We start from the raw sequence: 24,448 nt of genomic DNA on the forward strand, positions 1-24,448 counted from the left end.
GCCCAAAAGCAAACGGCGGCCCGAGGGGGGGGCCGCCGAATTTCCGTGCCGCTTCGATTGCTCAGTCTTCCGGCCCGATCATCAGTTCCGGCCGCACGACACGGTCGAAGGTCTCGGCATCGACATAGCCAAGCGCGATCGCCTCTTCCTTCAGCGTGGTGCCGTTCTTGTGCGCGGTCTTGGCCACCTTGGTCGCGGCATCATAGCCGATGGTCGGCGCCAGCGCCGTCACCAGCATCAGGCTTTCGCGCATCAGCTTCTCGATCCGCGGGATGTTCGCCTGCGTGCCGACCACCATGTTGTCGGTGAAGCTGGCGGCGGCATCGCCCAGAAGCTGCATGGATTGCAGCACGTTATAGGCCATCATCGGGTTGTAGACGTTCAGCTCGAAATGCCCCTGGCTGCCGGCAAAGCCCACCGCCGCGTCATTGCCCATCACATGCGCGCAGACCATGGTCAGCGCCTCGGCCTGGGTCGGGTTGACCTTGCCCGGCATGATCGACGATCCCGGTTCATTCTCGGGCAGGATCAGCTCGCCAAGGCCCGAGCGCGGGCCAGACCCCAGCAGCCGCAGGTCATTGGCGATCTTGAACAGGCTCGCCGCCACCGTCTTCAGCGCGCCCGAGAACATGACCATCGCATCATGCGCGGCCAGCGCCTCGAACTTGTTGGGGGCGGTCACGAAAGGCAGATCGGTGATCTCGGCGATCTTCGCCGCAATCGCCCTGTCCCAACCCTTCTTGGTGTTGAGCCCGGTGCCGACGGCGGTGCCGCCCTGCGCCAGCTCATAGATGTCGCCGAGGCAGGCCTTCACCCGCTCGATGCCCTTGGCGACCTGATGGGCATAGCCGCCGAATTCCTGGCCAAGCGTCAGCGGCGTCGCATCCTGGGTATGGGTGCGGCCGATCTTGATGATATCCTTGAACTCTTCCGATTTCGCCGCCAGCGCGCCGTGCAGCTTTTCCAGCCCCGGCAGCAGCACATCGCGCGCCATCATGCCGATGGCGATGTGCATCGCGGTCGGGAAGGTGTCGTTGGACGACTGCCCCATGTTGCAGTGATCATTGGGGTGGACGGGTTTTTTCGAGCCCATCTCGCCGCCCAGGATCTCGATGGCGCGGTTCGACACCACCTCGTTGGCGTTCATGTTCGACTGGGTGCCCGACCCGGTCTGCCACACGACCAGCGGGAAGTTGTCGTCGAACTTGCCCGCCACCACTTCCGAGGCCGCCTGCACCATCGCCGTGCCGATCTTGGCATCGAGCGCGCCGGTGGCCATGTTCACCTCGGCCGCCGCCTGCTTGATCACGCCAAGCGCGCGGATGATCGCAACGGGCTGCTTTTCCCAGCCGATGGGAAAGTTGATGATCGACCGCTGGGTCTGCGCGCCCCAGTACTTGTCGGAAGGAACCTCAAGCGGGCCAAAGCTGTCGGTTTCGGTGCGGGTAGCTGTCATCGGGGCAAGCCTCCTGAAGGGGTCGCCCGGGTGATAGGAAATGCCGCTGCGAAAAGCAATCTGCGATGCAGGTGCAGCGTTACTTGCGCCAGGTATCCAGCCGCACCACTTCGGCATCCTGCCGGGGGGCGTCATCATCCTCAGCCTCGTCGCCGTCCTCGTCCTCCTCGTCGTCGTCGTCGTCGCTCTCCTGCGTCTCGAAGCGCAGGCCGAACTCGACCGAGGGGTCCACGAAGGTGCGCACCGCGTCGAAGGGGATATAGAGCGGTTCGGGCATGTCGCCGAAGTTCAGCGTGATCGCAAAGCCCTCGTCATCCACCACCAGATTGTCGAACCAGTGCTGCATCACCACCGTCATTTCCTGCGGATAGCGGTCGCGCAGCCAGTCGGCCAGCTTGGCATCCGGATGCTGGGTGTCGAAGGTGATGAAGAAATGATGCGCCCCGGGCAGCCCGTGATCGGCCACGTCCTGCAGCACCTCCTGGATGAGGCTGCGCAGCGCGCGGTGCATCAGGTTTCCATAGTCGATCTGGCGGGCCATGTCGGAACCTCGAGGGGCTTGGGGATACCGCGGGAGGGTGGCGGAACAATGGGGCCAGCATAGGGGATTCGATCCCGAAGGAAAGGGGGCGGATTCAACGGGGATAGAAGGTCCGTGAGCCCGGCCAGTTCACACAGTCATAGGGCGGCGCCGGTCCGCCGGGTGGGCGAGCAACAGGAATTCTAGGCACTTTATCTCTCAACCCCTCCCACAGAATTTCTAGACGGAACCGCTGCAAAGCGCCCGCCCGAGGGGGCGGACGGGCGCTGCCCGGCGGCGCCAAGGCGCCTTGATTCCGGGCAAAGGAAGGCTTTTCAGATAAGAGAAGTCCCCAGCCCCGCCAGCGCCGACAGCGCCAGCACCGCCCCCAGCGGCCAGCGCAACCCCAGCAGCAGCACCCCTGCCCCGACCGCGATCAGCGCCGCGGCCGGAGCGAACGCGCTCCAGTCCGGCGCGGGCAGCGCCAGCGGGCCATCGCCGGGCGGGCCGAACAGCACATGCAGCGCAAAGACCGCCGCCAGATTGCCGATCACCCCGACCACCGCCGCGGTAACCCCGTGCAGCGCGCCCGCCAGCCGCGGCTCTGCCGTCAGCCGGTCCATGAACGGCGCCAGCGCGAAGATGAACAGGAACGAGGGCAGGAACGTCACCCACAGCACCAGCAGCGCAGCCGCCAGCGCCATCCCCCAGCCGCCCTGCGCATGGCCCGCGACGAAGCCCACGAACTCGGTCACAAGGATCAGCGGCCCCGGCGTGGTTTCCGCCAGACCAAGCGCATCCATCATCTGCGCGGTGCTGACCCAGCCGCGATCCATCGCCACCGCCTCCACCATCCAGGCCAGCACCGCATAGGCCCCGCCAAAGGTCAGCAGCGCCAGCTTGGAGAAGAACAGGCCAATCGCCAGCAGGAACTCGGCGCCGATCGCCCAAAGCAGGGCGAGTGGCCCGACCCAGAGCGCAAGGCAGGCCAGCACCGCGCCGCCTGTGGGCGCGGGCGCTGACACGGGGGCCGTCAAGGGCTCCAGCGACACCCGCACGAATACCGCCCCCCACAAGGCCGCCAGCGCCAGGATCAGCGGAAACGGCAGGCCAAGCGCGAAGATCCCCACAAACGCCGCCAGCGCCACCAGCCGCTGCGCGGTGCCGGTCAGGGCTCGCCGCCCGACCCGGGTCAGCGCCTGCAGCACGATGGCCACCACCGCGGCCTTCACCCCCAGGAACAGCGCCGCCACCGCCGGCGCCTGCCCGAAGGCAACATAGCCCGCCGCCAGCGCCAGGATGATCGCGGCGCCCGGCAGCACGAACAGCGCCCCCGCGATCACGCCCCCCGCCACCCCGCCGCGCCGCCATCCGGCCCAGGTGGCCAGCTGCGTCGCCTCGGGGCCCGGCAGCAGCATGCACAGCGACAGGGCGCGCAGGAATTCCGCCTCGGTCAGCCAGCGCCGCTCATCCACCAGCACCCTGTGCATCAGCGCGATATGCGCCGCCGGCCCGCCGAACGAGACGAGGCCGAGCTTCAGGAAGGTGCGGGCAATCTCGGGCAAGGCGCTCATGGCGCGGACCATTCCCCAAGACGCGGGCGAGGTCCAGAGGTCAGTCGCGCGGCACCGGGCGCAGCCAGATCCCGTCCTTGGCGCGCACCGTCAGATGGGCAACCGGCACCGGCACCTTGCCCGCCACCGGCTCGAAGCGAAAGGCCCGCACCAGCACGGCCAGGATCAGCGGCCCCTCGATCATCGCAAAGCCGGCGCCGGTGCAGACGCGGGGGCCGGCCGAGAAGGGCAGCCAGGCCTCGCGCACGGCGTGGCGGCAGGCCTCGGTCTGCCAGCGGCCGGGGTCGAAGGCGTCGGGCGTCGTCCACATCCGTTCATGCCGCTGCACATGCCAGGGCGAGATCACCACCTGCGCGCCGGGCGCGACAAAGCGGCCGCGGAAGGTTTCGGGGCAGCGGTTCTCGCGCACCATCATCGGCACCGGGGGGTAGAGACGCAGCGCCTCGCGGAACACGTCGCGGGTGAACTTCAGCCTGGAAATGGCTGAAAAGTCAGGGGTTTCGCCAAGGTCCGCGACCTCGGCGGCCAGCTTGGCCTGCATTTCGGGATGCGTCGCCAGAAGGTAGAGTGCCCAGGCCAAAGCGGAGGCGGAGGTTTCATGCCCGGCGAGGAAGAAGATCGCGACCTGATCGACCATTTCCTCGACGTCGAAGCGGCTCCCGGTCACCGGATCGGCGGTGGTCATGATCTTGGTGGCAAGGTCATCGGGCGCGGTTCCGGCGGCGATTTCCTGCATCCGCTGCGCCGTCAGCCCGGTGATCAGAGCGCGGATTGCCTTGGCGGTGGTGCGGGTGGAGCGGCGGTGGAAGCGCGGCATCCATGTCGGGATCGGCAGGAAGGCGGCGAGGTTCAACAGCGGCTGGGTGCGCTGGTAGTCGCGGAACTGGGTGAAGACCTCGGCGGCGACCCTGTGCTCGATGGGGATGGAAAACAGGGTGCGGAAGATGACGTCGGCGGCGGCGTGGCTGGTTTCCTGTTCTATCTCAATATCTTGCGAGGCGTTCTTCATCATGCGGTCCCGGGCGGCGAGGCTCGCCTCCAGCATCGCGGGATAGGTGTCGCGCAGGCGGCCGCCCTCGAAGGCCGGGTCGATGATCCGGCGCTGGCGTTTCCAGACCTCGCCATTGGTGACGAAGACCGAGTTGCCGAGCAGCGGGGCAAGGCCCTCGCGGATGCGGTCCGATTTCGGGAAGTCGGCGGGGCGTTCTTTCAGCACGAGATCAATCAGTTGCGGGTCATTGCAAAGGTAACTTCTGAAGAAGGGCGTGCGGAATTCGGCCATCCACGCCCGATACAGCCGCGCCGGCTGCGCCGAGAGGATATCGGCACGGAAGAGCCGCAGGTAACGCCAGAGCGAGACCTTGTCGGGGCGGGAGGGCGGTTTGGGGGGAAGGGTCATCCGCAATCGGTATAACGGTTGACGGGAGTTTCAATGCGGCTTTTCGCCGGGCTCCGGCCCCCGAGCCGGGCGGCGAGGCTGCGCGGGCCGGCGGTGATGCGGAAATAGTCGTAGTCGTCCGCCTTGCCGGGCAGCGCGTCGAAGGCGCAGAGATACTGGAAATGCAGCCGGAAGAACCGCCAGCGCAGCGCCTTCCAGCGCGCGGGGCTGAGGGTGCGGGTGAAGGCGGCGGTCAGGACCAGCGGCCAGCGCTTGCCGGGCGGCGCAACGCCCGTGACCGAGACCGGGTCGCAGAGCGCGAAGGCGCAGCCGTCGCCGGGGGCGGTGACGTCGATCCAGGTGAGTTCATCCCGCTGCGAGAGGTCGCGCAGGTCGCGGCGCAGGCGCTGTGCCTTTGGAAGGAAGGAGACCATCGGCACCACCTGGCCGAGGGTGAGCAGCGAGAGCACGGGGCCGGTGGCGGGCACGCGGCCATCGCGGATCAGGTCGGCGAGGATGGAGATTGCCAGATGCGCGCCGGAGGAATGACCGACGATCAGCACCTCGTCCCAGTCTTGGGTGAGCGCCTCGGCGATGGTGGCGGCGAACTCGGCCATCCGCGCCTCCAGCTCGGGCGGGCTCGCGCCCTGCCAGCGGGCGGAATAGGCGAAGTCGTGCATCAGGTAATAGGCGTAGAAGCGCGGGTCGGCGCGGCGGAAGCGGATGAGGACGAAGGCGAGGGTGGCGGCGGCGAGGGCCCAGCCAAGCGCGGTGGCCAGCAGCGCCGGCAGACCAGCGGCCGCCCCGCCCCAGGCCGCAAGCGCGCCCACCAGCCGCCCCGCCAGCAGGGCCAGTGCCAGTTGCCCGAGCAGCATCCCCACCGGATAGAGCGCGGCGATCATCGGACCCTTGCGCAGGCGCATCAGCCGGAAGAGCGCGCCGGAGACGATATAGACCCAGGCGGTGCGCACCAGCTGCCCATAGGTGGCGAGGATCGACTGGCCCATCGAGCCGCGGACGATATCGGACCAGACGAGGACGTCGATATCGGCCTCGGTGCGGGCGCCCTCGATCTGCGCCTCCACATGCCAGCCATAGGCGCCGCCGCCGGTCTTGGGGCGCAGGGCGAGGGTGTAGCCTTCGAGCCGCGCCTGCTCGGCGCCCTCGCGCCGGTAAAGCTCGCGGTAGCGGCGGGGATGGATCGGGTCATAGCCGGGGATGTAGAACACCCGCCGCTTTGCCACCTTGGTATCGTCGCTCATCCGCCGCCCCTGCCCGTTCGGGGGCAGAGTAGCGGGAAAGTTGGGCCGGAATAAGGGGGTTATGGGGCGGGGTTGGGCCGGGGTGTGGCGGAACGGCGAGGTCGGGCGGGACAAGGCGAGGCACTGCCTCGACCCCGCCCGTGCGGGGCGGCTGCTCCCGGAGCCGCTGGCAGCGCGAGACCGAGGGAGGACAGCGCCCGACCTGGCGGGCGTGGAGCGCCCGCCAGGGGCGGGGCGGGCGCTGGCCGAGCCCTTTGGGGGCCCGTCCGGTAAGAGTTGCGAGGGCACCGCGTGGCGAAGGCGATGGCCTTCGCCATGGAGAGCGGAGTGGGAGTCTCGAGGGGTCGCCCCCCGCACGACCAATTAAACCAGCCTCCCATTTCACCCCCACCATCCCTCTGGCCAAAACCACCGTTCCGCGCTATGGCAGCGCCATTCCCCAGCCGATGGAGCGCCCGCCGATGAAAGCCGCAGTCCTCACCTTTCCGGGGTCCAATTGCGACCGCGATCTTGCGGTGGCCTTCGAGCGCGCCGGTTTCGAGGTGGCGCGGGTCTGGCACAAGGAGCCGGAGCTGCCGGCGGGCACCGATATCGTCGGCGTGCCGGGCGGGTTCTCCTATGGCGACTACCTGCGCTGCGGGGCGATTGCGGCGCAATCTCCGGTGGCCGCGGCCGTCAGGGCTTTCGCCGAAAAGGGCGGGCATGTGCTGGGGATCTGCAACGGCTTTCAGGTGCTGACCGAGATGGGCCTGCTGCCCGGCGCGCTGATGCGCAATGCCAGCCTCAAGTTCGTCTGCAAGCCGGTCGATCTGCGCATCGCAACCTCGGACAGCCCCTATACCAACGAATGGGCGGTGGGAGATGTCGCCCGTATCCCGGTCGCGCATCACGATGGCAACTACACCATCGATGCCGAGGGCCTCGCGCGGCTGCAGGGCGAGGACCGCATCGCCTTCACCTATCTCGACACGCCCAATGGCGCGATGGCCGATATAGCCGGCATCCTCAGCCCCAACCGCCGGGTGTTGGGGATGATGCCGCATCCCGAGCGTGCGGTGGACCCGGCGCAGGGCGGAACCGACGGATCGGCGCTGTTCCGCTCGATTCTGGGCGCGATGGCCGCAGCCTGAGCGGCGCCCGCTTGAGAGAGGCGCGCGCGCTGCGTAAGCTGGCGCGCATGAGCCTGAGCGACATTCCAGCCCCGTCCCCGCCCCCGGCCCGCGCCGGACGGCGCAGCGCGTGGTGGCTGCGGGGCGTGGTGGCGGGCATCGTGCTGGTCGCGGTCGCGGTGATCTGGATCACCAATGCCTGGCTGACGGCGCGCTTTTCCGAGACGACGCGCAACCGCGCCGAGGTGCGGGTCGCGCTGTATACCGGCAACATCCTGTCGGAGTTGCAGCGCAATTCGGTGGTGCCGCTGCTGCTGGCGCGCGACCCCGCGCTGATCACCGCGCTGGATGTCGAGAATTACGCGCTGACCTCGGCCCGGCTGATCTCGGCGCAGAAGGAGATCGGCGCGGCCTCGATCCTGCTGCTGGACGCTTACGGCCGGGTGGTGGCGGCGACCGATCGCAACGAACTGGGCAGCAACCTGTCGCAGGCCCCGCATTACATTGCCGGCCTGCGGTCGAAGGACACGGTGTTCACCGTGACCGAGCGCGACAGCGGCGGGTTCGAGTTCACCTATTCCCGCTCGGTCCTGCTCGACAATCAGGTGGTGGGGGTGATCCTGGTCGGGGTGGACCTGTCGAAGTTCGAGCGCAGCTGGTCGGTGATCGCCGATGCGATTGCGGTGACCGATAGCGAGGGGCGGATCATCCTGGCGACCGAGCCGCGCTGGCGCGGGTTGACGATGGACGAGGCGCTGGCGGTGCGCTCGGCGCCCTCGGCGATCCGGCGGGCGCTGCAGGCGACGGCCGATTGGGCCAATGAGCCGCCCGATGCCTATGTGCAGGGCGAGGCGGTGATGCGCATCGACAGCCGGGTGCCGTTCCGCGGCTGGCGCATGACCTCGTTCTCGACCTACGATTCGATCCGCGAGCGGGTGAATGCCGTTCTGGCGCTGGAAATCATGGGCTTTGCGATCCTGATGGCGCTGGCGTTCTACCAGCTTTCGCGCCGGGCGCGGTTCCAGACCCGGCTGTTCCAGCGCGAGTCGGCGGAACTGCGGCAGCTGAACGCGCGTTTGCAGCGGGAAATCGCAGAGCGCGAGAAGGCGCAGAAGGACCTGGCGGTGGCCGAACAGACGCTGGCGCAATCCTCGAAACTGGCGGCCTTGGGCGAAATGTCGGCGGCGGTGAGCCATGAGCTGAACCAGCCCTTGGCCGCGATGAAGACCTATCTGGCGGGGGCGCGGCTGCTGCTGCAACGCGACCGGCCGGCCGAGGCGATGTCCTCCTTCCAGCGCATCGACGACCTGATCGAGCGGATGGGGGCGATCACCCGTCAGCTGAAATCCTACGCCCGCAAGGGTGGCGAGGCGTTCGAGCCGGTGGATCTGCGGCTGTGCCTGTCCTCGGCGCTGACGATGATGGAGCCGCAGCTGCGCACCCGCGCGGTCAGGATCGTGCGCACGGTGCCGCGCGGCGCGGTGATGGTGATGGCCGACCGGATCCGGCTGGAACAGGTGATCATCAATCTTTTGCGCAACGCGCTGGACGCAACCCGCGAGACCCACGACCCGCAGATCGAGATCCTGCTGGCCGCCGGCGAGACCGCGCGGCTGAGCGTGCGCGACAATGGCCACGGGATTTCCGAGCTGGACAAGATGTTCGAACCGTTCTGGACCACCAAGAAGCCCGGCGACGGTGTCGGGCTGGGGCTGGCGATCAGTTCGGGGATCATGAAGGACCTTGGCGGGAGGCTGACCGCCCGCAACGCTCCGGGCGGCGGGGCTGTATTCGAGATGCAACTGCCCATATTGGGGAACGAGGCCCGCGCGGCTGAATAGGCCGGGCGCGACCATGAAGAACGACCAAGCGGAGTAAGAACAACAATGGCACGCACCATGAAGGTCGCTATCGTCGATGACGAACAGGATATGCGGCAGTCGATCAGCCAGTGGCTGGCGCTGTCGGGATTTGACACCGAGACATTCGCCTGCGCCGAGGATGCGCTGAAGGCCATCGGCTCTGACTGGCCGGGGGTGGTGGTGTCCGACATCAAGATGCCGGGCATGGACGGGATGGTGTTCCTCAAGCGGCTGATGAGCCAGGACAGCGGCCTGCCGGTCATCATGATCACCGGGCATGGCGATGTGCCGATGGCGGTGGAGGCGATGCGGCTGGGGGCCTGGGACTTCCTGGAGAAGCCGTTCAACCCCGACCGGATGACCGAACTGGCCAAGCGCGCGACGCAGGCGCGGCGAATGACGCTGGACGCGCGGGCGCTGCGCAAGGAGCTGTCGGACGGATCGGGCATCATGCAAAAGCTGATCGGCGCCAGCGCGGCGATGGACCGGCTGCGCGAGGATATCCTCGATCTGGGCCAGGCCGACGGCCACGTGCTGATCGACGGCGAGACCGGCACCGGCAAGACCTTGGTCGCCCATGCGCTGCATGCGGTGGGGCCGCGGGCGGGCAAGAAATTCGCGTCCTTGTCCTGCGCGGCCTATTCCGAGGATGTGCTGGCGGCGCGGCTGTTCGGCCCGGTCGAGGAAGGCGGACCGCTGCCGCTGGTCGAGGAGGCGCGCGGCGGCACCGTGCTGCTGGAGGATGTCGAGGCGCTGAGCCAAGGGCTGCAGGCGCGGCTGCTGACCTTCATCAACGATCAGGGCACCCCGGCGGAAACCCGGATCGTGGCGATCTGCAACGATCACCAGCAGGGCCGCACCGTGGAAGATGCGCTGCGCCCCGACCTCTATTACCGGCTGTCGGCGCTGAAGATCACCCTGCCCCCGCTGCGCAGCCGCGGCGAGGATATCCTGACGCTGTTCACGCGGATGACCGAGCAGTTCGCCGAGGAATATGGCTGCGAGGCCCCGGCGATCACCGCACAGGAGGCGGCGCAGTTGCTGCAGGCGCCCTGGCCGGGCAATGTGCGCCAGCTGATCAATGTGGCCGAACGGGCGGTGCTGCAGAACCGGCGGGGATCGGGCTCGATCGCGTCGCTGCTGATGACCGAGAACGAGGCCGCGGGCCCGGCGATCAGCACCGAAGGCAAGCCACTGAAGGAATATGTCGAAAGCTTCGAGAAGATGCTGATCGACAATACCATGCGCCGGCACAAGGGATCGATCACCGCAGTGATGGACGAGCTGTGCCTGCCGCGGCGCACGCTGAACGAGAAAATGGCGAAATATGCGTTGAGCCGTTCGGATTACCTCTAGTCGAATGGCCTGCGGGCAGGCTGCCGGGCGCGTCGCATGACAGGTCCGGCGGCGCCAGAAAGCGGCGTGCGAGGCACCGTTTGCCCAAGGCCCACTTAGATTCTTTTCGCATGTCGTCACGCGCCAGTAGCGAAATGCTGCAACGTAGCATATACCCTAGCGCTCGGGGGGAGCCTCTCCGGCAGGAGTGCAGCCATGTCATCACTGATACAGTTGCGTATGTTCCGGTGCCACGAGTGCGGCCACAAGATGCGTTTGTCCGGCGAGGCTTGCGGGCGGTGCCACGCCATAAAGCCGCGGTATCAAGGTGTCATCTATCGTCTTGTCTTGCTCACGCCGGTGATCCTGGTCGGCGTGATCGGAATACTGGTTCTCTCGCTGGTCTAGACACTTGTGTCTGGGCTGGCGCAGAGCGCTGCCTGCGCGCCAGCCCGCCCGCAATCGACGCCGCCCGAAAAACCGATTGTGTTTCCGCGGCGTTCCCCGCTACAGTTGCAGAACATCGGCCGGACCGCGCCCGTCGCGCCGCCGATCCATCAGTTTCGCTGCCATTCCCGGCAATCGGCCCCTGACAAGGGCCCCCCTGCCGCGCGGATGGGTCGATTGGGCCGCAAGGCCACTCATTCGTCCTGACGGCTGTTGCCGGAGGGGCCAATTCAAAGGCATCCCTCGGGGTGCCGGGACAAGAACCGCGATGCAGCGCGTGAAGACGATCAGGCAGGACAGAGGCAGGCCATGTGCCGCCGCTGCAGCCGCGTCTTCCTCCGTGCGCAGAGCTTCAATGAAAATTTACGGCGACACCCCTGCCCGGCCTCTGGCCGCGCGCGGGCCTTGCCGTGCGGAATACGGATACAATGGCAAAGAAGATGCTCATCGATGCCACACACGCGGAAGAGACCCGCGTAGTCGTGGTGGACGGAAACAAGGTTGAAGAGTTCGACTTTGAAACACTCAACAGGCGCCAGCTGGCGGGGAACATCTACCTCGCAAAGGTAACGCGGGTCGAACCCTCGTTGCAGGCGGCGTTCGTGGACTATGGCGGAAACCGCCATGGCTTCCTCGCCTTCTCGGAGATCCACCCGGATTACTACCAGATCCCGCTGGCCGACCGTCAGGCGCTGCTGGCCGAGGAACGCGCCTTTGCCGAAGCGCAGGAGGCCGAAGACGCCGCCCGCACCCGCAAACGCCAGACCCGCAGCCAGCCCAAGGCGCACTCCGCGCCGTCGGATGATGCGGTGACCAGCGGCGACGACATCGGCAACATGGATATCGTCGATCTGTCGGACGATGACGAGGCGCCCGAGGATATCGGCGGCGATTCCGCGGCCGAGGATGCGGCGAATGCCCGCCCGGCGCCGCAGCGCAGCTCGCGCCGCCGGGGTGGCCGTGGGTCGTCCCGCGCCGAGGCCGAGACCGAGGAAGACGCCGAGAACGCGGCGGAATCCGAGCCCGAGGCCGACGAGCCCTATGTGGCCGCCGACCATGCCGCCGAGACCGATGACGAGATCGAGTCCATCGCCGAAGAGGATGTGGCCGAGGAAATCCGCAGCCCGCGGAAACCGCGTCCGCGCCGCTACAAGATCCAGGAAGTGGTCAAGGTCCGGCAAATCCTGCTGGTGCAGGTCGTCAAGGAAGAACGTGGCAACAAGGGCGCCGCGCTGACCACCTACCTGTCGCTCGCCGGCCGCTATTGCGTGCTGATGCCGAACACCGCGCGCGGTGGCGGCATTTCCCGCAAGATCACCAATGCCGCCGACCGCAAGAAGCTCAAGGAAATCGCCGGTGAGATCGAGGTGCCGGAAGGCGCCGGCCTGATCATCCGCACCGCGGGCAGCCAGCGCACCAAGACCGAGATCCGGCGCGACTATGAATACCTGCTGCGCCTGTGGGAGCAGATCCGCGACCTGACGCTGAAATCCATCGCCCCGGCCCCGATCTACGAGGAAGGCGACCTGATCAAGCGGTCGATCCGCGACCTGTATTCGAAGGAGATCGACGAGGTCATCGTCGAGGGCGAGCGTGGCTATCGCACCGCCAAGGACTTCATGAAGATGATCATGCCGACCCATGCCGGGGCGGTGAAGCGCTATGCCGAGCCGCAGCCGCTGTTCGCGCGCTTCCAGGTGGAAGGCTACCTGTCGGGGATGTTCAACCCGGTGGTGCAGCTGAAATCCGGCGGCTACATCGTGATCGGCATCACCGAGGCACTGGTCGCCATCGACGTGAACTCGGGCCGGGCCACCAAGGAAGGCTCGATCGAGGAAACGGCGCTGAAGACCAACAGCGAGGCGGCCGAGGAAATCGCCCGCCAGCTGCGCCTGCGCGACCTTGCCGGGCTGATCGTCATCGACTTCATCGACATGGAAGAGCGGCGCAACAATGCCACCGTCGAGAAGAAGCTGAAGGACAAGCTGAAGACCGACCGCGCCCGCATCCAGGTTGGCCGCATCTCGGGCTTTGGCCTTCTGGAAATGAGCCGTCAGCGCCTGCGGCCGGGGATGCTGGAAAGCACCACCCAGCCTTGCGCCCATTGCCATGGCACCGGGATCATCCGCTCCGACGACAGTCTTGCGCTGTCGATCCTGCGGGCGATCGAGGAAGAGGGCACCCGCAAGCGCTCGCGCGAGGTTCTGCTGCGCGCGCCGGTGGCGGTGGTCAACTTCCTGATGAACCAGAAACGCGAGCATGTGGCGCAGATCGAAGCGCGCTATGGCATGTCGGTGCGGGTCGAGGCGGATCCCTCGCTCGTCAGCCCCGATTTCGTGGTCGAGAAGTTCAAGACCGCGGTGCGCAATGTCCCCGAATCGCTGCTGCAGGTGGTGTCGGCGACCGATGCCGCGCTGATGGCGGATCTGGATGAGGAAGAGGTCGCCGTCGAGGCGATTGAAGAGGAAGAGGCCGAGGTTGCCGTGGTGGCCCCGGTTGCTGCTCCGGCGGCGCCCGAGGCTGCGGCCGAGGGCGATGGCGAGCGCGGCCCGAAGAAGAAGCGCCGGCGTCGTCGGAAGAAGAAGAACGGCAATGGCAACGGCGCAGACGCCGGGACCGAGGCCGGGTCTGATCAGGGCGACGACGAGGGCGAGGATGACGGTGATGATGCCGCTTCCGACGCAGTTTCCGCAACCGAGGCGCCGGAAAGCGCCATGGTAGTGGACGCTGCGGCAGAGCCGGAAGCGGTTGCTGTGGACGCCGAGGCCGAAGCGCCGAAGAAGAAGACTCGCACCCGCAAGCCGCGCGCCAAGGCTGGAGTGGCGCTGGAGGCTGCTGCTGCGGCTGCTGCCGAAGCCGCCGCCACCCCGGAAGCCGCTGAACCCGCAGCCAAGCCCAAGCGCACCCGCGCCCCGGCCAAGCCGCGGGCGAAGAAGGTGGCGGACGCGCCTGTGGCGGAGACGGTGGCAGAGGCCCCCGTCGCCGAAGCGGGCGACGCCGCTGGCGAGACCCGCGCCCCGGCAACGCCCGAGGCCGATCTGGCCGCCGCGGCGGAGCTGGTCGAGGCGATGGCCCCGGTGACGGTGCCCGAGCCGACCCCGGCCGAGCCCGAAGCGGCTGCGGAAGACGGCGACAAGCCCAAGCGCCGCGGCTGGTGGGCGCGGTAAGCACCCCGTCTCACGGTGACCACGGCACAGCGCCGGACCTTCGGGTCCGGCGCTTGTCGTTTGGGGGGCGGGAGCTTCGATGCCAGTGACCGCATTTCGCGGGCAGGCAGGTTGCACGGCTGCCTCACCGCGGCATTCCCAACGCTCGGTTCGGGCGGGAAAAGGCGAGGCATTGCGTCGCCCCCGCCCGTGCAGGACATATGCCCCCAGAGCCGCTGGCAGCGAGAAACCGGGGGAGGACAGCGCCCGACCTGGCGGGCGAGAAGCGCCCGCCGAGGGCGGGGCGGGCGCTGGCCGGGCCATTTGAGGGCCCGCCCGGTGCAAGATGACGTGTCAGCTTGTGGCGAAGGCGATGGTCTTCGCCAAGGCGGGCGCGGCATGAGAGGTGACGGCTTGAGCCGGCAGGCCCCAGCAACTCCGCCCTCACCCCCTGCGGATCGTGAACCCCTGATCCCCGCCCGCATCCTCGGCCGCCAGCAACTCATGCCCGGCCTCGGTGCAGAAATGCGGCAGGTCGATCCAGGCGGCGGGGTCCGTCGTCCAGATCCGCAGCACGGCGCCCGGCGGCAGGCCGAGCAGCGCCTTGCGGGCCTTCAGCACCGGCAGCGGGCAGAGCAGCCCGCGGGCGTCGATTTCCAGCGCAATCTCCATGCCCGGCGCGATAGGCCCCGTGGGGCGATTTGTCCACGGCGAAGTGATGGCTTGCCGCGTGACGGGGCGCGGCGGATCGGCTAAGCCCTTGGCATGTTCGGGATAGACCTCATCGACGCCAGCTTCCTGCCGGCCGCCACCGTCGCGCTGGTTGCGGGGCTTTTGTCGTTCCTCTCGCCCTGCGTGCTGCCGATCGTGCCGCCGTACCTTGCCTATATGGGCGGCATCGGCATGTCCGATCTGGGGCGCGAGGGCCGCGCCAGCCGCAAGGCGTTGCTGGCGGCGGCGTTCTTCGTGCTGGGGCTGTCCACCGTCTTCCTGTTCCTCGGCTTCACCGCCTCGATCTTCGGGCGGTTCTTCCTGCAGAACCAGGGCTGGTTCAACACCGCCGCCGGGATCATGGTCATGATCTTCGGCGCGCATTTCCTGGGCGTGATCCGCATCCCGCTGCTGCTGCGCGAGGCGCGGATGGATGCGGGCGACCGCGGCGGCTCGGCCCTTGGCGCCTATGTACTGGGGCTGGCCTTCGCCTTTGGCTGGACGCCCTGCATCGGCCCGCAGCTTGGCCTGATCCTCAGCCTTGCCGCGCAGGATGACAGCATCGCCCGCGGCACCGCCCTGCTGGCCATCTACGCCTTCGGCCTTGGCATTCCCTTCCTGCTGGTGGCCGCCTTCTTCCCGCGGCTGACCGGGGCGATGGCCTTCTTCAAGCGCAACATGGAGCGGATCGAGCGGATCATGGGCCTGCTGCTCTGGACCATCGGCCTGCTGATGCTGACCGGCGGTTTCTCGCAATTCTCGTGGTGGCTGCTGGAAACCTTCCCGGCGCTGGCGACGCTTGGCTGAGCCCTCCGGCTCTTTGCATAAAATCCGAAGCACCCCGCCGCGATTAAGCAAGCGGAAACCTGCGATCCCTAACTTGCCCTCCAGTTGAGGAATCCGGCGCCCGTGCGCGCCGCGCAAAGGGAGAAGATCGTTCATGCCCCGCCGCCTTGCCGCCGCAGCCATCGCGCTTGCCGCCATCACCGCCCTGCCCGTCCATTCGGCAGAGCTTGAAGGCCGCCTGAAGGCCTATGCCGAAACAGAGGTCGCAGCCTGGGTCCAGGACCCGGTGCTGATCGACGCGATCCATGCCGCGAACAGCGCTCGCGCCGCGCTCACCCCCGACGGGGTTCTGGCGCTGGACCTTGCCTGGCGGGCGGAGGTCGGCGCCGCGGCGATGCCGACGATCACCCCGGTGCTGGAAAACCCCGCCTCCGATTTCCTGCGCGCCCGGGTTCAGGCTGCCGGCGGCACCATCACCGAGGTCTTCGTGATGGATGCGCTCGGGCTCAACGTCGCCACCTCGGGCATCACCTCGGATTTCTGGCAGGGCGATGAAGAGAAGTTCAGCGAGACCTTTCCGCACGGCCCCGGCACCCTGCATCTGGGCGCGGTCGAACTCGACGAATCCACCCAGACCTATCAGGCGCAGGTGTCGATGACCGTCACCGACCCGGCCAGCGGCCAGGCGATCGGCGCGATCACCGTCGGGCTGAATGCCGAGACCTTCTGAACCGGCGTGACGGCAGGGCCAGCCGGCCCTGCCCCGCCCCCTTCCCCCATCTGCCTGCAAGGATTTCCCGATGGCTCGCCCCCAAGACCCGGCGCGCGGCGCCCGCCTCCTGCCCCGATCGGTCTTTGCCAAGACCGCGATGCTGTTTGCGATCTGCTCCGCGCTGATCATCGCCACCATGGCCATCACCGACGGGCGCGCCACCGACCGCACCGCCCGCGACGGCGTCGAGGCCCGGGCGAGCACCATCGTGACCCTGCTGAGCGATGATGTCGGGCCCGGCCTGCATTTCGGCAATCACGCGGCGGTGGCAGACCTGCTGCAGAGCGCGCTCGACCATGCGCCCGAGGCCGTGCTGTCGCTGGCCGCCTATGACCGCACAGGCGCATTGGTCGCCTCGGCCGGCGAGCCGCCGAACGCCGCGATGGCCGAAGCCGGGGCCAAGGCGCAGGCGACGGGTGCCCTCCATGACGCCGGCGACCATGAAACTCTCTCCTACCCCGCAGTGTTCGGCAAGGAGCATGCGGTGACGGGTGCCGTGGTGATCAAGGCCAACCGGAACCTCGCCTCCGAGCTGGTGCGCGAGACGCATATCCGTGCCTATACATTGGGGGCGGTGCTGCTGCTGATCTCGCTCTTCGCCATGTCGATCCCGTTCCGCCGCATGGTCTCGCGGCCGCTGGTGGCGGTCAATGGCGCGATGCGGCAAGTGGCGACGGGGGATTACGCGGTCGAGGTTCCGGCGCTGAACCGGCATGACGAGATCGGTGCCATTGCCCAATCGCTGGAAACCTTCCGCTCGTCGCTGCAAGACGCCGCCGAGGCGACGCGGATCGGCATGTTCAAGGGCTCGGCCTATGAAGGATGCTCGGCCGCGCTGATGATCTGCGACACCGACATGAAGATTCTCTTCGTGAACCCCGCCCTGTCCCATCTGATGACGACCCATGCCGGTGACATCCGCGGCCGGTTGCCGGAGTTCGATCCTGCGGCGCTGATCGGGCGCAGCATGGACAACTTCCACGAGGGCAATGGCGCCACGGCGCGCCGTCGGCTCGCGGACGTGTCTGCGCTGCCACTCCGGGCGGAACTGAGCTTCGGGCGGGCCAACCTGGTGATCGAGGTCAATGCGGTCCGCGGCATCGACGGGAGCCATATCGGTTTCGTGGTCGAATGGAAGGATCTGTCGGTCGAGCTTCGCAATGCCGCTGTGCTGGAGGCCATCGACGCCAACCAGCTGCGCGCGGAGTTCACCCCGGCGGGACAGCTCGACTCGGCCAACGCCACCTTTTACCGGGCGCTCGGCCGGAGCGCCGACCAGTTGCTGGGAGTCGATTTCCGCAGCAGAATCAGCGTCGAAGGCTTCGAGACGCCCGAAAAAATGTTGCAGGCGCTTGGACAGGGACAGAGCGTCACCGGCCAGATCCGGCTGGCGCGGCCCGATGGCGGTGAGGTCATTCTCGATGGCAGCTTCGGGGTCGTGCGCGACCGCAAGAACCAGATCCGCAGCCTGATCCTGCTGGGCACCGACGTGACCGCTTCCGAGACCGCGAAGGCGGCGGCGGAAGCCGCGCGCAACCGGATGGAGGCGGCGCAGCACCGCGTGGTCGAGGCGCTGCGGATGGGACTCGAGCAACTGGCGGCCGGGGATCTGACCACGAAGCTCACCGAACCCTTCTCGCCGGAATACGAACGGCTGCGCGCCTATTTCAACGAGGCGACCGATCAGCTGCGTGCTGCGATGCAGGGCGTCGTCGAGAATGCCGAAGCGATCCGTGGCGAGGCTGGCGAGATTTCCTCTGCCGCCGACGATCTGAGCCGGCGTACAGAACAGCAGGCGGCGACGCTGGAACAGACCGCCGCGGCGCTCGACCAGTTGACATCTTCGGTCAAGTCCGCCGCCGAGGTCGCGGGCCAGGCGAACCGCATGGTCTCGGAAGCCAAGGCCAATGCCGAGGTGTCGGGCAATGTGGTGCGCGAGGCGGTGGTGGCAATGGGCGAAATCGAGGAAAGTTCTGGCAAGATCTCTCGGATCACCAGCGTGATCGACGAGATCGCGTTCCAGACCAACCTGCTGGCGCTGAACGCCGGGGTCGAGGCGGCGCGGGCCGGAGAGGCGGGGCGCGGTTTCGCCGTGGTCGCCTCGGAAGTGCGGGCGCTGGCGCAGCGCTCCTCGGAAGCGGCACGCGAGATCGCGGGGCTGATCTCGGCCTCCTCGCATCAGGTCAAGCGCGGGGTCGATCTGGTCGGCCAGGCCGGCCAGGCGCTTGGCGGCATCGAAACCTCGGTCGCCGATATCTATTCCTGCGTGTCCGATATCGCAGTGTCGTCGCGCGAGCAGTCCTCGGGCCTCGCGGAAATCAATATCGCCGTGAACCAGCTCGACCAGGTGACGCAGCAGAACGCCGCGATGTTCGAGCAGACCACCGCCGCCAGCCATTCGCTGAACCGCGAGGCCGAGGCGCTGACGGCGACGATGGCCCGGTTCCGCACTGGCGCCGCCGGCACCGGAGCCCCGCCCCGCCCCGCAGCGCGCCCGCACGCCGCAGCCCCCGCCCGCGCCGCCAGTAAACCCGCGCCGCGCGCCCCCGCACCCAAGGTTGCCATTGCCTCCGGCGGGGGCCGCCGCCTGACGGCACTGGCCGTGAAGCCCGCAGCGAGCAATGACGACTGGGAGGATTTCTGAGCTGCACCCCGGACTATGCCAAAGCCCGCAGCACTGCATGGCCGCGACGCTGCATGACTTGCTAACTTTGGCCAATGGCAGCCGTCCTCGCCGCTCTGCGACTGTCGATTGGCCAAGGTTATGCGCGCGACATTTGCGCCCCTCCCTGAGCCAGGCGCGAGGAGCAGGCAGCCGCGGTCACGCCCTCGCCGGTTCAGCCTCCAGACCCGCATCGCTGAACGAGGATGCGCCTGTGGAGCAAACGCACGTCCGGCGGTCTACAATCCTAGGTATTCGCGCCCGGACGCTGCCAGAAGTGCCGCCGCAACAAGTCCGGGCGCGCCCTCGGCCAGCCCCAAAGGGGCGAGGATGTGGCCCGAGAACCCGGCTTCGGCAAGCGCGGCAGGGAGGTCGTCCTCGACATGCCCCCCTGCGGCAGCAAAGAGCGGCAGGCACAGGGCGGGCGCAGGCAGGCCACCGGCGAAGTCGGCAATCCGCGGGGCCTGGTCGATGAAGGCAGTGCGCATCTCGGCAAAGGGCAACTCGGCAATGATCGCCCGCGCCAGCCGGCGCGCGACCGCGGCAGGCGCCGGGCTCTTGAACGAGCCATGGGCAGCGACGATCAGCCCCATCTCGGCCGCGCGCAGCCCGTGATCCGCGAGGGCGGCGCGAAGCCCCTGCAGGGCCAGCGGCAGAATGCCGGGATCGAGGCCGAAGGGGGGCAGGATCTGCACGTCCCGCATGCCGTGGTTCGCGCGCGATGCCGCCGCATCGTCCAGGCCAGCCGCCGCGGGCTGTGCAGGCTCCGGCCCATCGGCTGCGGCAGCGATGCGCTTCTGGCCATCCGCGGCAGGCCCCTTGGGCACCGCTCTCCCCGCGACAGAAGTCCCGTCATGCCCTTCCGGCGCCCTCAGGACTGCAGCCGCGGCCGCCGCGCCAAGGTCGCGCCCTCCCCCGCAAGGGAGGGTCACCCCGCCCTCACCTCGCACAATGCCATCGCCATTCGCGGGGGCCCCCGCGGGCCTGTCATTGCGCGTTGGATCATCGCCCAGGCCTGCGCCGCTTTGCACGATCACCATCCCCGCCGCGCGCAGACGGGCCGGCAGGTTCACCTGGGTGAACCAGCCATCGGCGATGAACATCGGGTAGATCAGCAGCGGCGCACTGCCTGACCCGGCCCTGGCCAGCGCCGCCTCCAGCGCACCGGGTGCGGCGAGCGTCGCAGCCTCGACCTGCCAAGCCGCCGGAAGTTCAGCAGCCACCCGTTCCGCGAGGCGCGCAAGCGCAGCTTCCGCAGGGTCCGGATCGGAGGGCTGGCCATGCGCGACGATCAGCGCGCGACGGGCTGGTGTGGCCTTGGCCCGTTCAGAACCGCCTGCCTCGGACCAGATCCCCGTCATGGGGCACGCCGCCGCAAGGACACCGCGCGTCGCGCGGGCCGCAAGAGCGCCATCTCACGCCTCGGCATTGGCCTCGGCACGGCTCTTGCCGGCCACGTCCAGCGCCAGCGTCGCCGCCATGAACGCATCGAGATCACCGTCCAGAACGCCCGACGTGTCCGATGTCTCATGCCCGGTGCGCAGATCCTTCACCATCTGGTAGGGCTGCAGCACATAGGATCGGATCTGGTTGCCCCATCCGGCATCGCCCTTGGCGGCGTGCTGCGCGTTCACCTCGGCATTCCGGCGGTCCAGCTCCATCTGGTAGAGCCGCGATTTCAGCGCCGCCATGGCATTGGCGCGGTTCTGGTGCTGCGACTTTTCCGAACTCGTCACCACGATATTGGTTGGCAAGTGGGTGATGCGCACGGCCGAGTCGGTGGTGTTGACATGCTGCCCACCCGCGCCCGAGGAGCGGTAGGTATCGATGCGGATCTCGTTGTCGGGGACGACGATCTCGATATTGTCATCGACCACCGGATAGACCCAGACCGAGGAAAACGAGGTGTGCCGCCGCGCCGCACTGTCATAGGGCGAGATGCGCACCAGCCGGTGTACCCCCGATTCCGACTTGAGCCAGCCATAGGCATTCTGCCCGACGATCTTGTACGAGACGGATCGGATGCCTGCCTCCTCGCCCGCGGTCTCGGCCATCAGCTCGACCTTGTAGCCCTTCTTCTCGGCCCATCGCACATACATCCGCGCCAGGATCGAGGCCCAGTCACAGGACTCGGTCCCGCCCGCGCCGGCGTTGATCTCGAGGAAGGTGTCATTGCCATCGGCCTCGCCATCCAGCAGCGCCTCCAGCTCCTTGGCGGCGGCCTCGGTGGCCAGTGCCTTCAGGGCGGCCTCGGCCTCGGCGATGATCTCGTCATCGCCCTCGGCCTCGCCCATGCCGATCAGCTCGATATTGTCGTTCAGCCCCGCTTCCAGCCGGCGGTAGCTCTCCACCTTGTCCATCAGCACCTGACGGTCGCGCATCAGCTTCTGCGCACGCTCGGGATCGGACCACAGGTCGCCATCCTCGATCATGGCGTTCATCTCTTCCAGCCGATGCGGCGCCGTCTCCCAGTCCATCCGCTGGCCAAGCAGTTTCAGCGATTTGCGGATGGTCTCGCAGGTGTTCTGGATCTCGGCGCGCATGGGTCACTTCCGGCTGGTTCAGTCGCCTGACATAGCGCCATCGACCTGCTGAGGCAAGGCGCCCGCCCCGTCCCAAGCTCCGCTTGCGCTTTGCCTTTTCCAAATATCCTCGGGGGGTGAATTGGCGCATCGCGCCAAGAGGGGGGCAGACGGCCCCCCTCCTCCACCAGCAATCAGTACAGCCCGCCCGAACTCAGCGTGCCGAAATCCGCCTTCTTCGGGATCACCCGGCTCTGCCCGGTCGAGGTGGTGATCGCGGTGCCTTCGTCGCCGCCCTGCTCGCCATAGGCGAACAGCGGCAGGTTCTGCCCCATCGCGAAGCCACCATCGACATAGGCGCCAAAGCCGATGAAGCTGTCCTCGCCGTCGCGGAAGTATTCCGACACGACATGGTCGCCCACGGCATCGTCGGGCAGGCGCGCGCCGGTGAAGCGGTCGATCTTGATGAAATGCCCGCCCGGCGGCACCTTGAACTTGCCGCCCCCGTATTCCTTGATCGCCTCGGCCATGAAGCTCTGGAACACCGGGCCGCACATGCCGCCGCCCGAGGCGCTGCCAAGGCTGCGCGGCTGGTCGTAACCGATGTAGCAACCGGCGACGAGGTTCGAGGAGAAGCCGATGAACCACACGTCCTTGGCATCGTTGGTGGTGCCGGTCTTGCCGGCGATTGGCACCGGCAGGTTGATGCCGCGGGCGGTGCCGCGCTGCACGACGCCTTCCAGCATCGAGGTCAGCTGATAGGCGGTGATGGCGTTCATCACCCGCTCGCGGTTCGACGCGATCTGCGGGGCCTTGCCGGCGGGCAGGCTGTCGGCGGCGCAATCCTCGCAGATGCGCTGGTCATGGCGATAGACTGTGCGGCCCCAGCGGTCCTGCACCCGGTCGACCAGCGTCGGCTCTACCCGCTCGCCGCCATTGGCGAACATGGCATAGGCGGCAACCATCTGGAACAGCGTGGTTTCCTGCGCGCCAAGGGCGTTGGCCAGGAACGGCGACATCGGGTTGTAGACGCCGAAGCGTTCCGCATAGCCCGCCACCACATCCATGCCGATTTCCTGCGCGATCCGCACCGTCATCAGGTTCCGCGACTGTTCGACCCCAGTGCGCAGCGGCGTCGGACCATAGAAGCGGTTAGAGGCGTTCTTGGGCCGCCACATGCCTTGCGGGGTGTTCACCTCGATGGGCGCGTCGACGACGATGGTGGCGGGGGAAAACCCGCTGTCCAGCGCCGCGGCATAGACGAAGGGCTTGAAGGACGAGCCCGGCTGGCGCTGCGCCTGGGTCGCGCGGTTGAACACCGAGGACTGGTAGGAGAAGCCGCCCTGCATGGCGATCACCCGGCCGGTGTTCACGTCCATCGCCATGAAGGCGCCCTGGATGTCCGGCACCTGGCGCAGGGTCCAGCGGATGAAGCTGCCATCGTCATCCCTGGTCATCGCGCGGACCAGCACCACATCGCCGACCGTCAGCAGATCGCCCGCGACACGGGCCTGCCGCGCGCGCTCGCGCCCCGGCATCAGCTTGCGCGCCCAGGTCACATCCTCGGCCGGGATCCAGTGGCCGTCCTCGTCATCCGGGGTGCCCTCGATGCCGATGCGCGCGTCGCGCTCGCCGATCTCCAGCACCACGGCCGGGAACCAGCCTTCGATGTCGCGCGGCACCTCGGCGGCGCCAAGGGCGGCGCGCCAGGTGTCCTCGGCGCCAAGGGTGGACGTGTCCACCGTCACACCGGTGCCACGCCAGACGCCGATGGAGCGGTCGTATTGCTCCAGCGCGCGGCGCAGGGCCATTGCGGCAACCGACTGCATGTCGGGATCGACGGTGGCGCGGATCGACAGGCCGCCGCCGAAGAATTCCTCCTGCCCGAAGCTGCGCGACAGCTGGCGGCGGATCTCGTCGGTGAAATAGTCGCGCGGCGGCAGCGCCTCGCGGAAGGCCGGGAAGTCACCGTTCTGCACGGACCGCAACGGCTTCGCGGCCTCGGACTGATAGGTCGCCTCGTCGATATAGCCGTTCTGCCACATCTCGCGCAGAACATAGTTACGCCGCTCTGTCACACGCTCTTTGGCCGTGACCGGATGGTAACGCCCCGGGGCCTGCGGCATCGAGGCCAGCGTCGCCGCCTCATGCGGTTCCAGCTCTGCCATCGTCTTGTTGAAATAGGTCTGCGCCGCGGCGGCGACCCCGAACGAGTTCTGCCCGAGGAAGATCTCGTTCACATAGAGCTCCAGGATCTTGTCCTTGCTCAGCGTCTCTTCCAGCCGCGTCGCCAGGATCAGTTCCTTGACCTTGCGCTCTGCCGAGCGGTCGGACGACAGCAGGAAGTTCTTCATCACCTGCTGGGTGATGGTCGAGGCGCCGCGCACGTTTTCCCCGCGCGAGCGCACCGCCTCCACCCCCGCCGCGACGATGCCGCGGGCGTCAAAGCCGCCGTGGTGGTAGAAATTCTTGTCCTCGGCCGAGATGAAGGCGCCTTTCACCAGATCGGGCACATCCTCGATCGGCACGAACAGGCGGCGTTCCTCGGCGAATTCGTCGATGATGCGGCCTTCGCCGGAATAGATGCGGCTGATGGTTTTCGGGGTATATTGCGCCAGCTGCTCATGATTGGGCAGGTCGCGGCCATACATCCAGAAGATCGCGCCCACCGACAGCGCGACAAAGGCCGCGCCAATGGTGATCGCGGAAAAGATCGCGCCGACGAAGTTCAGGAGGAAACGGATCAAGGGGCAGCTCCGGGAGGTTCCGCGCCTCTATAGCCGGGGTGGCGGCGAGGGTCAAAACAACTCGGTGTCAGGGGCGAGATCGGGGACGGGATGGGGGATGGGTGCGCGAAAGCCCGCCGGGCCGGGCGTGCCCGGGGAACGCGCGGCGGTGGCTCGGGG

General features: G+C 67.7%; 16 protein-coding genes. 7 read left to right on the forward strand and 9 right to left on the reverse strand.

Annotation, left to right across the window (positions count from 1 at the left end; genetic code table 11):
- Nucleotides 1–61: 61 nt before the first annotated feature.
- The 5 genes from fumC to GVY41_RS04830 all read right to left on the reverse strand — a co-directional run bounded on the left by fumC (nt 62) and on the right by GVY41_RS04830 (nt 6,190).
- Nucleotides 62–1,456: a class II fumarate hydratase gene (gene fumC, locus GVY41_RS04810; RefSeq protein ID WP_161343189.1), complete on the reverse strand. Its 1,395-nt coding sequence runs from the start codon at nt 1,454–1,456 to the stop codon at nt 62–64.
- Between the two features lie 79 nt (nt 1,457–1,535).
- The gene (locus GVY41_RS04815; RefSeq protein WP_161343187.1) at nt 1,536–1,997 is read right to left on the reverse strand and encodes an SspB family protein; all 462 of its coding nucleotides are present in this window, start codon (nt 1,995–1,997) and stop codon (nt 1,536–1,538) included.
- A gap of 314 nt (nt 1,998–2,311) precedes the next feature.
- Entirely contained in the window at nt 2,312–3,550 is a 1,239-nt protein-coding gene (gene chrA / locus GVY41_RS04820) for a chromate efflux transporter (protein ID WP_161343185.1), read from the reverse strand.
- A 40-nt stretch (nt 3,551–3,590) separates the two neighbouring features.
- Nucleotides 3,591–4,949 (reverse strand): cytochrome P450, encoded by a 1,359-nt coding sequence (locus GVY41_RS04825; RefSeq protein WP_161343183.1) that lies wholly within the window; start codon nt 4,947–4,949, stop codon nt 3,591–3,593.
- Nucleotides 4,946–6,190 carry a hypothetical protein gene (locus GVY41_RS04830; RefSeq protein WP_161343181.1) on the reverse strand — a complete coding sequence of 415 codons (1,245 nt, stop codon included), beginning with the start codon at nt 6,188–6,190 and terminating at the stop codon, nt 4,946–4,948. Before GVY41_RS04830 ends, GVY41_RS04825 begins: the two co-directional genes overlap by 4 nt.
- Nucleotides 6,191–6,651: 461 nt before the next feature.
- Between GVY41_RS04830 and purQ the strand changes: the two genes are divergently transcribed.
- From purQ to GVY41_RS04850, 4 genes are all read left to right on the forward strand, one after another.
- Nucleotides 6,652–7,320, forward strand: coding sequence for a phosphoribosylformylglycinamidine synthase subunit PurQ (purQ, locus tag GVY41_RS04835; protein WP_161343179.1), 669 nt, complete (start codon nt 6,652–6,654; stop codon nt 7,318–7,320).
- 47 nt (nt 7,321–7,367) lie between these two features.
- Nucleotides 7,368–9,140 carry a sensor histidine kinase gene (locus GVY41_RS04840; protein ID WP_161343177.1) on the forward strand — a complete coding sequence of 591 codons (1,773 nt, stop codon included), beginning with the start codon at nt 7,368–7,370 and terminating at the stop codon, nt 9,138–9,140.
- A 45-nt stretch (nt 9,141–9,185) separates the two neighbouring features.
- Nucleotides 9,186–10,517, forward strand: a complete 1,332-nt coding sequence (locus tag GVY41_RS04845; protein WP_161343175.1) for a sigma-54-dependent transcriptional regulator — start codon at nt 9,186–9,188, stop codon at nt 10,515–10,517.
- A gap of 854 nt (nt 10,518–11,371) precedes the next feature.
- Nucleotides 11,372–14,110 (forward strand): Rne/Rng family ribonuclease, encoded by a 2,739-nt coding sequence (locus GVY41_RS04850; RefSeq protein ID WP_161343173.1) that lies wholly within the window; start codon nt 11,372–11,374, stop codon nt 14,108–14,110.
- Between the two features lie 423 nt (nt 14,111–14,533).
- On the opposite strand, the gene GVY41_RS04855 is transcribed toward GVY41_RS04850, so the two are convergent.
- On the reverse strand, nt 14,534–14,761 hold the full coding sequence (locus tag GVY41_RS04855; protein ID WP_161343171.1) for a sulfurtransferase TusA family protein: 228 nt from the start codon (nt 14,759–14,761) through the stop codon (nt 14,534–14,536).
- 93 nt (nt 14,762–14,854) lie between these two features.
- On the opposite strand from GVY41_RS04855, the gene GVY41_RS04860 reads away from it, so the two are divergent.
- The 3 genes from GVY41_RS04860 to GVY41_RS04870 all read left to right on the forward strand — a co-directional run bounded on the left by GVY41_RS04860 (nt 14,855) and on the right by GVY41_RS04870 (nt 19,002).
- A complete protein-coding gene (locus tag GVY41_RS04860) occupies nt 14,855–15,607 on the forward strand; it encodes a cytochrome c biogenesis CcdA family protein (RefSeq protein WP_161343169.1) in 753 nt (250 codons plus the stop codon).
- A gap of 133 nt (nt 15,608–15,740) precedes the next feature.
- The gene (locus GVY41_RS04865; RefSeq protein WP_161343167.1) at nt 15,741–16,316 is read left to right on the forward strand and encodes a hypothetical protein; all 576 of its coding nucleotides are present in this window, start codon (nt 15,741–15,743) and stop codon (nt 16,314–16,316) included.
- A gap of 70 nt (nt 16,317–16,386) precedes the next feature.
- Nucleotides 16,387–19,002: a methyl-accepting chemotaxis protein gene (locus GVY41_RS04870; protein ID WP_161343165.1), complete on the forward strand. Its 2,616-nt coding sequence runs from the start codon at nt 16,387–16,389 to the stop codon at nt 19,000–19,002.
- Between the two features lie 257 nt (nt 19,003–19,259).
- Here GVY41_RS04870 and GVY41_RS04875 read toward each other — a convergent pair whose 3' ends face one another.
- From GVY41_RS04875 to GVY41_RS04885, 3 genes are all read right to left on the reverse strand, one after another.
- Nucleotides 19,260–20,381 (reverse strand): CbiX/SirB N-terminal domain-containing protein, encoded by a 1,122-nt coding sequence (locus tag GVY41_RS04875; protein ID WP_161343163.1) that lies wholly within the window; start codon nt 20,379–20,381, stop codon nt 19,260–19,262.
- 54 nt (nt 20,382–20,435) lie between these two features.
- Nucleotides 20,436–21,563, reverse strand: a complete 1,128-nt coding sequence (gene prfB / locus GVY41_RS04880) for a peptide chain release factor 2 (RefSeq protein WP_161343161.1) — start codon at nt 21,561–21,563, stop codon at nt 20,436–20,438.
- Nucleotides 21,564–21,736: 173 nt separating this feature from the next.
- Entirely contained in the window at nt 21,737–24,289 is a 2,553-nt protein-coding gene (locus GVY41_RS04885) for a penicillin-binding protein 1A (RefSeq protein WP_161343159.1), read from the reverse strand.
- Between the last annotated feature and the right edge of the window lie 159 nt (nt 24,290–24,448).

It is taken from the genome of Frigidibacter albus, assembly GCF_009908165.1.
Taxonomy (GTDB): domain Bacteria; phylum Pseudomonadota; class Alphaproteobacteria; order Rhodobacterales; family Rhodobacteraceae; genus Frigidibacter; species Frigidibacter albus.

Coding starts and splice junctions, on each gene's coding strand:
- GVY41_RS04865 (WP_161343167.1), top strand. CDS start 15,741: ATGCCCCGCCGCCTTGCCGCCGCAGCCATCGCGCTTGCCGCCATCACC.
- GVY41_RS04830 (WP_161343181.1), bottom strand. CDS start 6,190: ATGAGCGACGATACCAAGGTGGCAAAGCGGCGGGTGTTCTACATCCCC.
- prfB (WP_161343161.1), bottom strand. CDS start 21,563: ATGCGCGCCGAGATCCAGAACACCTGCGAGACCATCCGCAAATCGCTG.
- fumC (WP_161343189.1), bottom strand. CDS start 1,456: ATGACAGCTACCCGCACCGAAACCGACAGCTTTGGCCCGCTTGAGGTT.
- chrA (WP_161343185.1), bottom strand. CDS start 3,550: ATGAGCGCCTTGCCCGAGATTGCCCGCACCTTCCTGAAGCTCGGCCTC.
- GVY41_RS04875 (WP_161343163.1), bottom strand. CDS start 20,381: ATGACGGGGATCTGGTCCGAGGCAGGCGGTTCTGAACGGGCCAAGGCC.
- GVY41_RS04845 (WP_161343175.1), top strand. CDS start 9,186: ATGGCACGCACCATGAAGGTCGCTATCGTCGATGACGAACAGGATATG.
- GVY41_RS04840 (WP_161343177.1), top strand. CDS start 7,368: ATGAGCCTGAGCGACATTCCAGCCCCGTCCCCGCCCCCGGCCCGCGCC.
- GVY41_RS04870 (WP_161343165.1), top strand. CDS start 16,387: ATGGCTCGCCCCCAAGACCCGGCGCGCGGCGCCCGCCTCCTGCCCCGA.
- GVY41_RS04825 (WP_161343183.1), bottom strand. CDS start 4,949: ATGACCCTTCCCCCCAAACCGCCCTCCCGCCCCGACAAGGTCTCGCTC.
- GVY41_RS04855 (WP_161343171.1), bottom strand. CDS start 14,761: ATGGAGATTGCGCTGGAAATCGACGCCCGCGGGCTGCTCTGCCCGCTG.
- GVY41_RS04815 (WP_161343187.1), bottom strand. CDS start 1,997: ATGGCCCGCCAGATCGACTATGGAAACCTGATGCACCGCGCGCTGCGC.
- GVY41_RS04860 (WP_161343169.1), top strand. CDS start 14,855: ATGTTCGGGATAGACCTCATCGACGCCAGCTTCCTGCCGGCCGCCACC.
- purQ (WP_161343179.1), top strand. CDS start 6,652: ATGAAAGCCGCAGTCCTCACCTTTCCGGGGTCCAATTGCGACCGCGAT.
- GVY41_RS04850 (WP_161343173.1), top strand. CDS start 11,372: ATGGCAAAGAAGATGCTCATCGATGCCACACACGCGGAAGAGACCCGC.